This is a genomic window from Terrirhizobium terrae (genome assembly GCF_030323265.1).
GTDB lineage: Bacteria > Pseudomonadota > Alphaproteobacteria > Rhizobiales > Rhizobiaceae > Neorhizobium.
The window spans coordinates 2,229,116-2,242,858 of the sequence record NZ_CP104992.1; the positions used below are offsets into that span (position 1 = coordinate 2,229,116).

13 protein-coding genes, 1 tRNA gene and 4 pseudogenes are annotated in these 13,743 nt (G+C 61.4%); all 18 read left to right on the forward strand.

The features are described from left to right. Positions 1-29: 29 nt before the first annotated feature. Positions 30-872: an oxidoreductase gene (locus N7E02_RS18715; RefSeq protein WP_286579169.1), complete on the forward strand. Its 843-nt coding sequence runs from the start codon at positions 30-32 to the stop codon at positions 870-872. A gap of 140 nt (positions 873-1,012) precedes the next feature. Beyond that, positions 1,013-1,444 carry a DUF2948 family protein gene (locus tag N7E02_RS18720; protein ID WP_286579170.1) on the forward strand — a complete coding sequence of 144 codons (432 nt, stop codon included), beginning with the start codon at positions 1,013-1,015 and terminating at the stop codon, positions 1,442-1,444. 69 nt (positions 1,445-1,513) lie between these two features. Then, complete coding sequence (gene hisD, locus N7E02_RS18725) at positions 1,514-2,827, forward strand: histidinol dehydrogenase (RefSeq protein ID WP_286579171.1); 1,314 nt, start codon at positions 1,514-1,516, stop codon at positions 2,825-2,827. 2 nt (positions 2,828-2,829) lie between these two features. Next, complete coding sequence (locus N7E02_RS18730) at positions 2,830-3,303, forward strand: UPF0262 family protein (protein WP_092998358.1); 474 nt, start codon at positions 2,830-2,832, stop codon at positions 3,301-3,303. A gap of 2 nt (positions 3,304-3,305) precedes the next feature. Further along, positions 3,306-3,797, forward strand: a complete 492-nt coding sequence (locus tag N7E02_RS18735; protein WP_374730637.1) for an arsenate-mycothiol transferase ArsC — start codon at positions 3,306-3,308, stop codon at positions 3,795-3,797. A gap of 131 nt (positions 3,798-3,928) precedes the next feature. After that, positions 3,929-4,147: a translation initiation factor IF-1 gene (gene infA, locus N7E02_RS18740; protein ID WP_004435948.1), complete on the forward strand. Its 219-nt coding sequence runs from the start codon at positions 3,929-3,931 to the stop codon at positions 4,145-4,147. 27 nt (positions 4,148-4,174) lie between these two features. Then, the gene (locus N7E02_RS18745) at positions 4,175-4,795 is read left to right on the forward strand and encodes a Maf-like protein (RefSeq protein WP_286579172.1); all 621 of its coding nucleotides are present in this window, start codon (positions 4,175-4,177) and stop codon (positions 4,793-4,795) included. A gap of 74 nt (positions 4,796-4,869) precedes the next feature. Next, positions 4,870-5,082, forward strand: a complete 213-nt coding sequence (gene yacG / locus N7E02_RS18750; protein ID WP_286579173.1) for a DNA gyrase inhibitor YacG — start codon at positions 4,870-4,872, stop codon at positions 5,080-5,082. A gap of 314 nt (positions 5,083-5,396) precedes the next feature. Continuing rightward, positions 5,397-5,472 (forward strand) — tRNA-Phe (locus N7E02_RS18755). 195 nt (positions 5,473-5,667) lie between these two features. Beyond that, positions 5,668-5,970, forward strand: coding sequence for an AbiTii domain-containing protein (locus N7E02_RS18760; RefSeq protein WP_286579174.1), 303 nt, complete (start codon positions 5,668-5,670; stop codon positions 5,968-5,970). A 144-nt stretch (positions 5,971-6,114) separates the two neighbouring features. Continuing rightward, positions 6,115-6,777 (forward strand): hypothetical protein, encoded by a 663-nt coding sequence (locus tag N7E02_RS18765; protein ID WP_286579175.1) that lies wholly within the window; start codon positions 6,115-6,117, stop codon positions 6,775-6,777. Between the two features lie 86 nt (positions 6,778-6,863). Continuing rightward, the gene (locus N7E02_RS18770; RefSeq protein ID WP_286579176.1) at positions 6,864-7,436 is read left to right on the forward strand and encodes a DNA-3-methyladenine glycosylase; all 573 of its coding nucleotides are present in this window, start codon (positions 6,864-6,866) and stop codon (positions 7,434-7,436) included. Between the two features lie 399 nt (positions 7,437-7,835). After that, positions 7,836-9,460, forward strand: a pseudogene (locus N7E02_RS18775) (globin-coupled sensor protein). Beyond that, entirely contained in the window at positions 9,460-9,753 is a 294-nt protein-coding gene (locus N7E02_RS18780) for an STAS domain-containing protein (RefSeq protein ID WP_286579177.1), read from the forward strand. The pseudogene N7E02_RS18775 and the gene N7E02_RS18780 overlap by 1 nt, the downstream one beginning before the upstream one ends. A gap of 49 nt (positions 9,754-9,802) precedes the next feature. Next, positions 9,803-10,120, forward strand: a complete 318-nt coding sequence (locus tag N7E02_RS18785) for a response regulator (RefSeq protein WP_286579178.1) — start codon at positions 9,803-9,805, stop codon at positions 10,118-10,120. 16 nt (positions 10,121-10,136) lie between these two features. Continuing rightward, positions 10,137-12,363: pseudogene (locus N7E02_RS18790) on the forward strand (chemotaxis protein CheA). Positions 12,364-12,368: 5 nt separating this feature from the next. Beyond that, positions 12,369-12,846 (forward strand): annotated as a pseudogene (locus N7E02_RS18795) (chemotaxis protein CheW). Next, a pseudogene (gene cheR, locus N7E02_RS18800) lies at positions 12,843-13,739 on the forward strand (protein-glutamate O-methyltransferase CheR); the annotation flags it as partial. The pseudogenes N7E02_RS18795 and cheR, both read left to right, overlap by 4 nt. Positions 13,740-13,743: the final 4 nt, after the last annotated feature.

Here is a 13,743-nt window from a genome sequence, read left to right on the forward strand (position 1 = left end):
ATGATCCGGCTTTCAACGGAGATTTTCCCATGGCTGACGCTTCTTCCCCCGTCTGGTTCATTACCGGCTGCTCGACCGGCTTCGGTCGCGAACTCGCCAAGCTGACCATCGCGCGCGGCTTCCCGACTGTTGCGACCGCCCGCAAAAAGGATAGCCTCGCCGACCTCGTTGAGGGGCACGACAATGCGCTCGCACTTTCTCTGGACGTCACCGACGAGGCCCAGATCGAGGCCGCGGTAAAGGCTGCAGAAGAAAAATTCGGCCGCATCGACGTGCTCGTCAACAATGCCGGCTACGGCTACCAGGCCTCGATCGAGGAGGGCGTGGAGGATGAGATCCGCGCAATGTTCGACGCCAATGTCTTCGGCCTCTTCGCCATGACTCGCGCCGTGCTGCCGGGCATGCGCAAGCGCCGCAAGGGCCACGTCATCAGCCTCACCTCCCAGGCAGGCTTCATCGGCTTCCCCGGCTCGGGCTACTATGCGGCGACCAAACATGCGGTCGAAGGGTTCTCGGATGCGCTTGCCAAGGAAGTGGCGCCGTTCGGCCTCAAGGTCACCTGCGTGGCGCCCGGTCCCTTCCGCACCGACTGGGCAGGCCGTTCGCTGCGACAGACACCGGTCAAGATCGCTGAATACGAGGAAACCGCAGCGACCCGCATGAAGACCACGGCAGGCTATAGCGGCAAGCAGCCCGGCGATCCGGTGCGTGCCGGCGAGGCGATGATCAGGATCGTCGAAAGCGCCAACCCGCCGCTGCATCTCGTGCTGGGCGAAGATGCCTATAACGGCGTGACCGGCAAGCTGAAGCGCAGCCTCGACGAGGTTGAGAGCCTGAAGGAACTGACGCTGTCTGCCGATTTCCCGACGTAATACCCTGCAACAGCCAGGCATGGGACTTATGCTGGGCATCCGTCTTTCGCCGGGCTGTTGCTTCTTCACCGGTCCCATCCTATCTCCAGCGCATGGAACAACAGGCAGCACCCCGCGGCCCAAGGATGGAACGATAGCGCATGACCGAGCTGAAGCTTCTTGCTCTCGACAAGGATGATCTGGACGTCGTTTCCGCCCATATGCAGGACGCCGTCTTCAAGCTTGCCGATGTCAGCTGGTCCGCATCGGAAAAGATGTTCTCGCTTGCCGCCAACCGTTTCGACTGGAAGGCCGCGACCGGCAAGCGCAAGGGTTTCGAGCGCCATCGAGCAGCCCTCGTCTTCAAGCGGGCGCTTGCCGTCCGCTCCACCGGCATCGATCGCGATCGCAAGGAGGACGTGCTCTCGCTCCTCGCCGTCCGTTTCGTCCAGAAGGGCGAAGGCCCGGAAGGAACGGTCGAACTCGTGCTCTCCGGCGGTGCGACCATCGCGCTTGATGTCGAATGCATCGAAGTCGCTCTTGCGGATATCGGCGGCGCATGGGAAACCGCATCGAGGCCACGCCATCCCTGACCCCATCTTAGGCCGGGTGAGGGCTCCTTGAGGTCTCATTCTGGCATTGGAATGGAAGGACTTATCAGCGTGGCAACTTGGCTTGAACAGGCATCCGGTGATTTCGAGGCGCGCTTTGCCGCGTTTCTGTCGACCAAGCGCGAGGTTTCCGAAGACGTCAATGCCGTGGTCAAGGCGATCATCGACGATGTCCGCGCCCGCGGCGATGCAGCGCTGATCGAATATTCCGCCCGCTTCGAGAAAGTCGATCTCGCCAAGGTCGGCATTCGCGTCTCCGAGGCCGAGATCGATGCGGCCTATGCCGAGACTGATCCTGATGTCATCGACGCGCTGAAGCTGGCCGCCGAGCGCATCGAAAAGCACCACGCCCGCCAGATGCCGAAGGACGACATCTACGAGGATGCGATCGGCGTCGGCCTCGGATCCCGCTGGACGGCGATCGAGGCGGTCGGCCTCTATGTTCCGGGCGGTACCGCGAGCTACCCGAGTTCCGTGCTGATGAACGCCGTGCCGGCGAAGGTTGCCGGCGTGCCGCGCCTCGTCATGGTGGTACCGGCCGGCGGCGGCAGGATCAACCCGGCCGTTCTCGCTGCGGCCCGCATTGCCGGCATCTCCGAAATCTACCGCATCGGCGGTGCGCAGGCCGTGGCGGCACTCGCCTATGGCACAGAGACGATCGCGCCGGTGGCAAAAATCGTCGGCCCCGGCAATGCCTATGTCGCGGCCGCTAAGCGCCAGGTGTTCGGCACGGTGGGCATCGACATGATCGCCGGGCCTTCGGAAGTGCTCGTCATCGCCGACAAGGATAATGATCCGGACTGGATCGCCGCCGATCTTCTGGCCCAGGCCGAACACGATGCCGGCGCCCAGTCGATCCTGATGACCGACAATGCCGAATTCGGCCGCGCGGTGGAAGCCGCCGTTGAGCGCCAGCTGAAGACGCTGTCGCGCGCCGAGATCGCCACGGCCAGCTGGCGGGATTTCGGTGCCGTCATCCTGGTCGAGGATTTTAAGGCGGCCCTGCCGCTCGCCAACCGCATCGCCGCCGAGCATTTGGAGCTGGCCGTGGCCGATCCCGATGCGTTGATGCCCGGCATCGTCAATGCCGGCGCGATCTTTATCGGTCGCCACACGCCGGAAGTGATCGGCGATTATGTCGGCGGTTCCAACCACGTCCTGCCGACGGCGCGTTCGGCGCGTTTTTCCTCTGGCCTCGGTGTGCTCGATTTCGTCAAGCGGTCGTCGATCCTGAGGCTCGGGCCGGAACAGCTGCGCAAGCTGGCACCGGCAGCCATCACGCTCGCCAGGTCCGAAGGGCTCGATGCGCATGCGCGCTCGGTCGCGATCCGCCTCAACGCCAACCCAGACGACAACGGGGGCTAGGCATGGGGCAGGGCGACTTCCGGCTCTTCGACGTCGTCCTGGACGACACGATCGGGCGCTCGACGCCCGATGTCGAGCATGAGCGGGCGGTCGCCATCTTCGATCTCGTCGAGGAGAATTCGTTCACGCCCTTCGGCCACGCGGGAGGGCCGTACAAGCTGCGCCTGTCGCTCGCCAATGCCCGGCTGGTGCTGGCGATCACCACCGAGGCGGATGAGGATGTCGCCACCCACATTCTGTCGCTGACGCCCTTCCGGCGGATCATCAAGGACTACTTCATGATCTGCGAAAGCTATTACGAGGCGATCAGGACGGCGACGCCGTCGCGCATCGAGGCGATCGACATGGGCCGCCGCGGCATCCACAACGAGGGCTCGCAGACCCTGATGGACCGGCTGGACGGCAAGATCAGCGTCGATTTCGACACCGCAAGGCGGCTCTTCACGCTCGTCTGCGTGCTCTACTGGCGCGGCTGACCATGGCAATCGACGCGCCGGCCCGCAAGGAGACGATCGGCATACCGACGGCGATCCTGTTCATGTGCGGACAGAATTCCATCCGCTCGCCGATGGCCGAGGCCATTGCAAAAAGCCTGCTGCAACCCGATATCTATATACAGTCGGCCGGTGTTCGCTCCGGCGAGCCCGATCCCTTCGTCGATGTCGTGCTGGAGGAAATCGGCCTTTCGCTCAATGCCAGGCGGCCGCACAAGCCGCGCACGCTGGAAGAGATCGAGGACGATTTCTTCGACCTGATCGTGACGCTGACGCCGGAAGCCCATCACGTGGCGCTGGAACTGACGCGGTCGAGCCCGGTCGACGTGGTCTACTGGCCGACCATGGACCCGACGGCAACGACCGGCACGCGCGACCAGGTTCTCGATGCCTACAGGGCGGTTCGAGACCATCTCTGGAAGTTGATCGACCGGCGCATGAAGCCCATTCGCCGGCCTCCGGCGCCCAGCAATTGACCAGTTGCAAGAATAGCCATCAGGCTAGGTTCACAAAGCGGACACGATTGTGTAGTTTCCGCCCAATTTTCGCGGCCGGTGGAGAATGCTCCGCCGTGCTTGCGTTCCAACCACAGAAAGAAAACCAGTAAATGGCTAAAGAAGAAGTCCTCGAATTCCCGGGCGTCGTCACCGAACTGCTGCCGAATGCGACGTTCCGCGTGAAGCTCGAAAACGAACATGAAATCATTGCCCACACTGCCGGCCGCATGCGCAAGAACCGTATCCGCGTTCTCGCCGGCGACAAGGTTCTCGTCGAAATGACCCCGTACGACCTGACCAAGGGTCGCATCACCTACCGCTTCAAGTAAGCGGATCAAGGCAGGGCATGGCATTCAATGGCGCTTGAGCAAAAGCTGATACTGGCATCGGGTTCGCCGCGCCGCCTCGATCTCCTGAACCAGGTCGGCATTGCGCCAGCGCGCCTGATGCCGATGGATATCGACGAGACGCCGAAGCGGGCCGAGCATCCCCGCTCGCTCGCCCGCCGCCTCTCCACCGAAAAGGCCGAGGCCGCCCACCGGGCGGTGAAGGACGATCCGGCCTGGCGGCACAGCTATATCCTGTCGGCCGATACCGTGGTGGCCGTCGGCCGCCGCATCCTGGAAAAGACCGAATATACGGAAGAGGCATCCGCCGCGCTGCATCTTCTCTCCGGCCGCGGCCACTGGGTCTATACCGGCATCTGCCTGGTTACGCCCGGCGGCCAGTTCCGCCAGAAGGTCATCGAGACCAAGGTGCGCTTCAAGCGCCTCTCGACCCGCGAGATCGAAAACTACATCGCGTCCGGCCAATGGCGCGGCAAGGCGGGCGCCTATGCCATCCAGGGCATTGCCGGCGCCTTCGTGCAGAAACTCGTCGGATCGTACAGCAATGTCGTCGGCCTGCCGCTCTACGAGGTCACGACATTGATGGCCGGCGAAGGCTTTGATGTACCCGGAGCATGGCCGGAAACGTGATTTCCGCCTGATCCGCTTAGGCTCGCGTTGGCCGCGAGCCCTTACCGACAGCAAGATAAAAGAGGAGTTGCTCCATGGCATCCGAACCGATCAAGACGGGCGGCAAGGTCGAGCCGCTCAGGAAGACCAGGGCCTGCGCCGAATGCGGCAAGCCCTCGACCCGTGAAAGCTATCCCTTCTGTTCCGAACGCTGCCGCAATCTCGACCTCTCCCGCTGGCTAAATGGTTCCTATGCCATTCCGGTGGCCGACGACGAGCGCAAGGCGGATGAAGACGGGCGGGAGTGACCGGCACGGAGCTGCCGCGTGGGGTGACTGCCCGGCTGGTCCTGCTCACCCTCTCAGCCCATCCTGACGGCTGAACGGCAGGAAGCTTGCCCGGATGCCCGAATGGAAATAGGCGAATAGCGGTTATCCCCATTCGGCGGCGCCCGTTCCGCCACTGTTTTTAAAGGCGAATTCGACATTTTCGCAAACCTGTCAAAAAAGTCGCGACGGGTGCTGGACATGGCCGAACAAGATGTTATAACCCCGCTCGCTCCCGGGGATTGCTCCTCCGGACGGTCCAAAACGACCGGCAGGCCTTTAACAAGGCCTCGGATGCCCGGATAGCTCAGTTGGTAGAGCAGCGGATTGAAAATCCGCGTGTCGGTGGTTCAAATCCGCCTCCGGGCACCATTTTTCTCTAAAATTGATATTTGAGTGCGAGATTTGATATTCGCGCAGCGTGATTTCATTTTTATGTCGTTGCCTGTATTCCGGTATTTTCTAGACGCCTTTAGCTGCACTATGTGAGCGTATACAACGTCGCGCTTGCAGGAGTCGGCGAGCCATCGCGATTTACCGGAGAGCTAAAGCGAGCAGGGAGTTCTCATGGCCAAGAGTGATGCCATCACACCAACTAGGCAGGCATTGGAAGAGGCTTTGGCGCTTTCCGGAGAAATTCTGAGAAATATCGAGCTATCTGAGACTGCGTTATCCGTTTCCCTCCTCAAGGCTTCTCGGTTGGCACGGCTGTTGAATGATCACGATCATCAGCTAGCTTTTGAATATGAAGCTTCAGGATATCCCTCCGAGGCCGCCGGCGTGCCCCGGAAGTGTGGCGTATCGCGAAAATCGCTGGCCGGGTCTATCAAACGAGCGAAAAAGATAAAAATGGCGCTAATTCCATCGTAGAGCGCGCAAGCACACTTGCGGTTGAGGTTATTGAAGCAAGAATAGCTGCGTCTAAGATCGCAATTGATGCGGCGCGAGATGCGAATGTATCCATTTCCTCCGCTAACCCTCATCAGTTTGTGAGCCCGCAAATAGGAAACACCATTGAAAGGTCGAGATCTCCGAAAAATCATCAGCGATGACACGGCGACTTTAGCTAGTCGGAGAGGCTTTCTTCATCGTTATGTATCGAGAAAGCATGATGAGCTAAGGTTTTCCGGAATTGCGGAAGATATATTCTCGCGTCTTCGCACAACGGTGGATGAAAATATTGGCCTTTTGGCACCTAAAGCCGTTCAGAAGTTTGCAGCAGCTTATGACAATCTGAAATCGGAAAATCCAGAGGACTGGGCTAATGCGGTGCACACCTGCCGCCGCATACTGCAAGATATCGCTGATGTGGTATACCCTCCCCGGGAAGACAGGATAATTGCTAGCGGACAAAAGGAAAAAAGAATTAAGTTGGGTGTTGATAACTATATCAACAGGCTAGTCGCGTACGTTGAAGATAAAGCGAATTCTAGTCGCTATGAGGCCGTCGTAGGCTCGAGTTTAAATTTTTTGGGCGATCGGCTCGACGCAGCTTTCACCGCGGCACAAAAAGGAAGCCATTCGGAAATTTCTTCTCAAGAAGAGGCGGATAGATACGTTGTATATACGTACATGCTGGTCGCGGATTTATTGTCACTTGCAAACGTAACGCCGCAACCCATCCCCAATGACGTTGAAGCCGGTCAAGACGCTCGTCGAGCAGAGTCACAGGAATGACCTATCAGAGCAGCAATACATTTTGAGGCGACGTAATCTCTTGGTTCGACACATCGAGCCACTTTCAGAATGTCCGACGAGCTTCCGTGTCTTCACCCATCCTCCCTACCTTCTTCACCCGTCCCGCCACCACCGTCGCCCGTGACCTGATCGGCGTCGAGCTGGACTTCGACGGTTCCGCCGGCATCATCGTCGAAACCGAGGCCTATGAACGGGATGATCCGGCGTCGCATAGTTTTCGCGGCGAGAGCCCGCGGACGCGCACCATGTTTGGCGCTCCGGGGCATGCCTATGTCTACCGGTCCTACGGCATCCACTGGTGTCTGAATTTCGTCTGCCTTCCGGGGTCGGCGGTGCTGATCCGGGCGCTGCAGCCGGTCAGCGGGATTGCGGAGATGGAGGCACGGCGGGGGCGCAATGATCCGCTGCTGCTCTGCTCGGGGCCGGGCCGCCTCTGCCAGGCGCTCGGCGTCACCATTGCCCATGACGGGCTGTCGCTGTTTGAGCCGCCGTTCAAGCTCACGGCGCCGAAGGTGAGCCCGCTCGTCGTCATCGGGCCGAGGATCGGCATCACCCGGGCGGTCGAACACCCCTGGCGCTTCGGCCTTCAAGGATCGGCCTATCTCAGCAAGCGCTTTCCGCCGCAGCCGGCCGTGTGAGGCGGTATTTTCCTATCTGCGCATAACCTTGCGTAGCTCCAATATGGTGCAGTGCACGCACGGGTTGGCAGAGCGTTTATCTTTTACATGCCTTGTGTAGCAAAACGGCCCGGTTCTACTGCGCATTAACCTTCGCGCAAGGAATTAACCATACATATTGGACATCACGGCGAAATGGGACGACCGCGGTCTACCACCAGGCATGAAGCCGCCAATGCCGTACCGGTCTCAATCCGGTATCCGCTCATGAAAAGTCAGGAAAACCTGCGTTGGCCGCGTTCGCATGGCACGGGATGATCGTCCTCCTGTGCCGGGCATGCATCGTTCATCTCCAGAGATCCTGACCGGCATGGCTTCTTTCGCGCCGAGCTCTCGGTTTATGTGGTTTTGGGGACGACGTTGGTGCAGGACACGCCAAGCGAACAGGTTCGACGTGGCCAGGCGGGCAGCCTTGGCGAGAGGCTGGCATTCGCCGGGCTCGACGGCGATCTGTGCAACCTTGTGCGCCGCTCCCGTCCGCATCTTGAAGACCACCTGAAGGCCGGCCTGCGCGATCTCTTCCACCGCCTCCAGTCCTTTCCCGAAGCAGCCCGTCACTTCGACAGCGAGCAGCAGGTCGAGCGCCTGAACGACCTCCAGGCGTCCCACTGGTCCGTCCTCACCGATGCCCGTTTCGATGCGCTCTATGCCGATCGCGTCAAGGTTCTCTCCGATACAGAGAGCCGCATGGGGCTCGATCCGCGCTGGCACGTCGCCGGCCATGCGGTCATGCTCGAACATCTTATCGTCGGCGCCGTCAACGATCTGTCGCCGCGCTCCATCCTTCCCGGCTCGCGCAAAAAGAGCGTGAACTCCACGATCTCCTGAGCGCGCTCGTCCGCCTCGTCATGATCGATGTCGAGATCGCCGTCTCGCTGCGGTTCAACGAACAGCGCCAGAAGCACCAGCGTGCGCTGGCCGACCAGCGCACCGCCGATCAGGCCGAAGCCGTCGACACGTTTGCCGCCGTGATTGCCGCTCTCGCCGAGCGTGACCTGACCGTTGCCCTGCCAGCCGAGATGCCGGAAGCCTACCGCGAACTCGCAGGGTTGCTCGCCCGCGCGGTCGGCGGCATGCAGCAATCCGTCCAGGCGATCGATGCCGCAGGCAGGCAGGCCGTCGGGCTGACCGACGCGATTGCCCGCAACGCATCGACATTCGCGACCGCTTCGGAAGACCAGGCGCAGCGGGCCCGCACCGCAACTGAGGACCTCCGTCAGCTTTCCGAGATCGTGAAGGAAACCGTCGCCGGAACCTCCGCCGCCGAAAAGGCCGCTGCCGCGACCCGTCGCTCGGTTGAGGAAAGCGGCGAAGTCGTCGGCCGCGCCATCAGCGCCATGACCGACATCGAGACCTCGGCCGAGAAGATCGGCGAGATCATCGGCGTCATCGACGAGATCGCCTTCCAGACAAATCTCCTGGCGCTCAATGCCGGCATCGAGGCGGCCCGCGCCGGCGACAGCGGTCGCGGCTTTGCTGTCGTCGCGCAGGAAGTCCGCGCGCTTGCCCAGCGTTCCGCCGATGCCGCCCGCGAAATCAAGACGCTGGTCACCGGCACCAAGTCGCAGGTCGGCGCAGGCGTCGACATGGTCCACCGCACGCAGACCGCGATCGGCGGCATCGTCCGCCAGGTGACCGAAATCAACGACGCCATTTCGGGTGTTGCGCAGCGTACGGTCGAGCAGTCCGAAGGCCTGACCCGCATCACCTCCGATATCGACAGCCTGAGCCAGGACATGGGTACCAATGCAAGCTTCGCCCGCAATGCCGGCGAGGGCGCGGATGAATTGCACTCGGTCATCCTCGAACTCGGCCGCACCGTTCGCGAATTCCGCATCGCCCGCCAGAGCAGGGTCGTCGAAGGTTACGAGGATCGCCGCCCGGCCCCTGCCTATGCCCAGGCCGACAATGCGTCCGGGGTAACCTACCAGGCATTTTCCGAGCCGCAGGCTCAACCCGTTTACAAACTGCAAGGAAGAAACTGATGGCAGCAAAGAAAGCCGCATCGGGAACGGTGGCGCTCGCGCCCGTCCTCGACCTCAATGAAGCGTCTGCCTTGCACGGCAAGCTTATGACGATGCGCGGCAGCGACATTGTGATCGATGCCTCCGCCGTCGAGCGGGTCGGCGTCCAGTGCGCCCAGGTCCTCGTCGCCGGCGCTGCCGCCTGGCAGGCGGACAAGAAGTCTTTCCTGATCGAGAAGGCCTCCGACGCTTTCGAAAAGACGATGCAGTTGATCGGCATCGACCCCGACAAGATGGTTGCTAAGGAGATCTAGCAATGAAGAAAAAGTGCTGACCGTGGATGATTCACGGACGATCCGGAACATGCTTCTGGTGACCCTCAACAATGCCGGTTTCGAGACGATCCAGGCCGAAGACGGCGTCGAAGGCCTCGAAGTCCTCGAAGGCTGTGATCCGGACGTCATCGTCACCGACATCAACATGCCCCGCCTCGACGGCTTCGGCTTCATCGAAGGCGTTCGTCGCAACGACAAGTACCGTGCGATCCCGATCCTCGTCCTGACGACGGAAAGCGATGCCGAAAAGAAGAACCGCGCGCGCCAGGCCGGTGCGACGGGTTGGATCGTCAAGCCTTTCGATCCTGCCAAACTGATCGATGCGATCGAGCGTGTAACCGCCTGAACCGGGAATCCCTCCTATGGATATGAACGAAATCAAAGAGATCTTCTTTCAGGAATGCGAAGAACAGCTCGCCGAACTGGAGTCTGGTCTTCTCAAGCTGAATGATGGGGACCGCGATCCCGAAACGGTCAATGCCGTCTTCCGTGCCGTTCATTCCATCAAGGGGGAGCGGGCGCCTTCGGTCTGGACGACCTGGTCGCCTTCGCACACGTCTTCGAAACGACGCTCGACTGCGTTCGCTCCAACAAGCTGGAGCCGAACCAGGACGTCCTGAAGGTCATGCTAAAGTCCGCCGACGTCCTGGCCGACCTCGTCACCTGCTCGCGTGATGGCGGCAGCGTCGAGGACAGCCGCACCAAGACGCTGGTCAAGGAACTGGAAGCGCTGGCGAACGGCGAAATGCCGTCGGGCGCGGCCGACGCGCCGAAGCCTGCCGCCAAGGCTACCCCTACAGCCGCAGCGCCTGCGCCGACCGACGACAGCGGCTTCCAGCCGATCCCCTTCACCTTCGACGACTTTGGCGGCGACGAGGAAGCGGTTCTCGGCAACATTTTCGACATCTCCTTCAAGCCGACCCGCGAACTTTACTCCAAGGGCAATGAAGCAGCCCTCCTGCTGCGCGATCTCTCCCGCCTCGGCGAGATGAGCATTGCCTGCGACACGGACACGCTGCCCGCGCTCGAAAGCATGGATCCGGAAGCCTCCTATTTCGGCTGGAAGATCTCGCTGAAGACCGCAAAGTCGGAAGACGAAGTCCGCGCAGTCTTCGAATTCGCCGAATGGGATTGCGAACTGGACGTCAAGCCAGCTGAAGCGTCGGAAGACGAAGAACTGCCGATGGTCCCGGTTCCGTTCGATCTCTCGGCTCTCGACGCCGCCGAGCCCGTTGCCTCCCCGCACCGGCCGCCGTCGCCGCTGCCGAGACTGCAGCGAACGTGACGAAGGCTGTCGCCGCTGCCGTCGAGAAGAAGGAAACGGCAGCCGCCGCTGCAGCCGCAGCCGCGCAGAACAATGCCGCTGCCGCCGCAAACTCCGCCGGCCAGACGATCCGCGTCGATCTCGATCGCGTCGACCGCCTGATCAACCTTGTCGGCGAGCTCGTCATCAACCAGGCGATGCTCTCCCAGAGCGTCATCGAAAACGACAATAACGGCGTGTCCTCGATCAACATGGGTCTCGAAGAGCTGCAGCAGCTCACCCGCGAGATCCAGGATTCGGTCATGGCCATCCGCGCACAGCCGGTAAAGCCGGTCTTCCAGCGCATGTCGCGTATCGTCCGCGAAGTGGCCGACATGGTCGGCAAGCAGATCCGCCTCGTCACCGAGGGTGAAAACACCGAAGTCGACAAGACGGTCATCGACAAGATCGCCGAGCCGCTTACCCACATGATCCGCAATGCCGTCGACCACGGCATCGAGAGCCCGGAAAAGCGCGAAGCTGCCGGCAAGGATCCGGAAGGCACGATCAAGCTTTCCGCAAAGCATCGTTCGGGCCGTATTCTCATCGAACTGCAGGACGACGGCGGTGGTATCAACCGCGAGCGCGTCAAGCAGAAGGCGATCGACAACGATCTGATCGCGCCGGACGCCAACCTGACGGACGAAGAAATCGACAACCTGATCTTCGCGCCGGGCTTCTCCACCGCCGACCAGATCTCCGACATTTCCGGCCGCGGCGTCGGCATGGACGTGGTCAAGCGCTCGATCCAGGCACTCGGCGGCCGTATCTCGATCTCGTCGAAGCCGGGCCAGGGTTCCGTCTTCACGATGAGCCTGCCGCTGACGCTCGCCGTTCTCGACGGCATGGTCGTCACCGTTGCCGGCCAGACGCTGGTCGTGCCGTTGACGGCAATCGTCGAGACCCTGCAGCCGGAAGCCTCGGCGATCCACTCCTTCGGCGCGACGCAGCGGTTGATCTCCATCCGCAACTCGTTCTGCCCGCTGGTGGATGTCGGCCGTATCCTGAACTTCCGCTCGACCCAGGCAAACCCGGTCGAAGGCGTCGCCCTTCTGGTCGAATCCGAAGGTGGCGGTCAGCGCGCACTGATGGTCGATGCCATCCAGGGCCAGCGCCAGGTCGTCATCAAGTCGCTCGAAGCCAACTACACCCACGTCCCGGGCATCGCTGCCGCAACCATCCTTGGTGATGGACGCGTCGCACTCATCCTGGACGTCGATGCAGTCGTCGCAGCGTCGCGCGGCCAGTCCCTGAAGCCTGAAATGTCTCTCGCCGCCACGGGTTGATAAGTATGTCGTATGCCGTGAAGTCGCTTGTGCAGGAAGCCGGGAACTGATTGCCTTCCGTATCGGAGAGCAGGAGTTCTGCGTCAACATCATGTCCGTCCGCGAGATCCGCGGATGGACACAGGCCACGCCGATGCCGCACGCACCGGCCTATGTCCTGGGTGTCATCAACCTGCGCGGTGCCGTCCTGCCGATCGTCGACCTCTCGGCCCGGCTCGGCATGAAGGACGCCGAACCGAGCGCCCGCCACGTCATCATCGTCGCCCAGGTGAAGAACCGGGTCGTCGGCCTCCTGGTCGAGGCCGTCTCCGACATCCTCACGATCACCGAGGAAAACATCCAGCCGGTACCGGAAATCTCCTCCGATCTGGAAAAGCAATACGCAAGGGCATCCTGGCGATCGACAAGCGGATGATCTGCATGATCGAGCTTGACGCGCTGTTCCCCGAAAAGGTTCTTGATAAGGAAAGTGAAGCCGCATGATGCCCCTGGGCGCGATCGATAGCCGGCAGTCGCCGGACGAGGTTCTGGCAAGCGGTGAATATCCGCTGACCCGCCGCGACCTGTCCGAAATCGCTGCGATGATCTATGCGGATGCCGGTATCTATCTCAACGATTCCAAGGCGTCGCTGGTCTATTCGCGGCTGTCGAAGCACATCCGCAACCTGGGCCTGCGGGGCTTCCGCGAATATTGCACGCTGGTCGCTTCGCCGGAGGGCGCGCCGGTGCGCCGTGAGATGCTGTCGCATCTGACGACGAACTTCACCCGCTTCTTCCGCGAGAACCATCATTTCGAGCATCTGCGCGACGAGGTCCTGCCGGGCCTGATCAACCGCGCCAAGAGCGGCGGTCGGGTGCGCATCTGGTCGGCTGCCTGTTCCGACGGGCAGGAACCCTATTCGATCGCCCTGACGGTGCTGGCGATGTTCCCGAATGCGGCGGACTACGATTTTCGCATCCTTGCGACCGATATCGATCCCAAGATCCTCGATACCGCCCGGATGGGCGCCTATGACGAGGGCGCGCTGGAAAGCGTGTCTCCGGCCATGCGCAAGCAGTGGTTCCGCGAGGTGGACGTTAACGGCCGCCGCAAGTTCCAGGTCGATGATCGGGTGAAGAAGCTGATCACCTTCAACGAACTGAACCTGATGGCGCAATGGCCGTTCAAGGGCAATTTCGACGTCATCTTCTGCCGCAACGTGGTGATCTATTTCGACGAGCCGACCCAGGTGAAGATCTGGTCGCGCTTCGCGTCGCTGCTGCCGGAAGCAGGCCATCTCTATATCGGCCATTCCGAGCGCGTTTCCGGCGATGCGAAGAACCTCTTCGATAATATCGGTATCACCACCTACCGGTATATGGGCAAGCATGGAGGAGGAA

What these genes read in the sequence shown, in the direction of transcription:
- N7E02_RS18715 (WP_286579169.1), top strand. Translation starts at nt 30, where the DNA reads ATGGCTGACGCTTCTTCCCCCGTCTGGTTCATTACCGGCTGCTCGACC.
- N7E02_RS18720 (WP_286579170.1), top strand. Translation starts at nt 1,013, where the DNA reads ATGACCGAGCTGAAGCTTCTTGCTCTCGACAAGGATGATCTGGACGTC.
- N7E02_RS18730 (WP_092998358.1), top strand. Translation starts at nt 2,830, where the DNA reads ATGGGGCAGGGCGACTTCCGGCTCTTCGACGTCGTCCTGGACGACACG.
- N7E02_RS18735 (WP_374730637.1), top strand. Translation starts at nt 3,306, where the DNA reads ATGGCAATCGACGCGCCGGCCCGCAAGGAGACGATCGGCATACCGACG.
- infA (WP_004435948.1), top strand. Translation starts at nt 3,929, where the DNA reads ATGGCTAAAGAAGAAGTCCTCGAATTCCCGGGCGTCGTCACCGAACTG.
- N7E02_RS18745 (WP_286579172.1), top strand. Translation starts at nt 4,175, where the DNA reads ATGGCGCTTGAGCAAAAGCTGATACTGGCATCGGGTTCGCCGCGCCGC.
- yacG (WP_286579173.1), top strand. Translation starts at nt 4,870, where the DNA reads ATGGCATCCGAACCGATCAAGACGGGCGGCAAGGTCGAGCCGCTCAGG.
- N7E02_RS18760 (WP_286579174.1), top strand. Translation starts at nt 5,668, where the DNA reads ATGGCCAAGAGTGATGCCATCACACCAACTAGGCAGGCATTGGAAGAG.
- N7E02_RS18780 (WP_286579177.1), top strand. Translation starts at nt 9,460, where the DNA reads ATGGCAGCAAAGAAAGCCGCATCGGGAACGGTGGCGCTCGCGCCCGTC.
- N7E02_RS18785 (WP_286579178.1), top strand. Translation starts at nt 9,803, where the DNA reads ATGCTTCTGGTGACCCTCAACAATGCCGGTTTCGAGACGATCCAGGCC.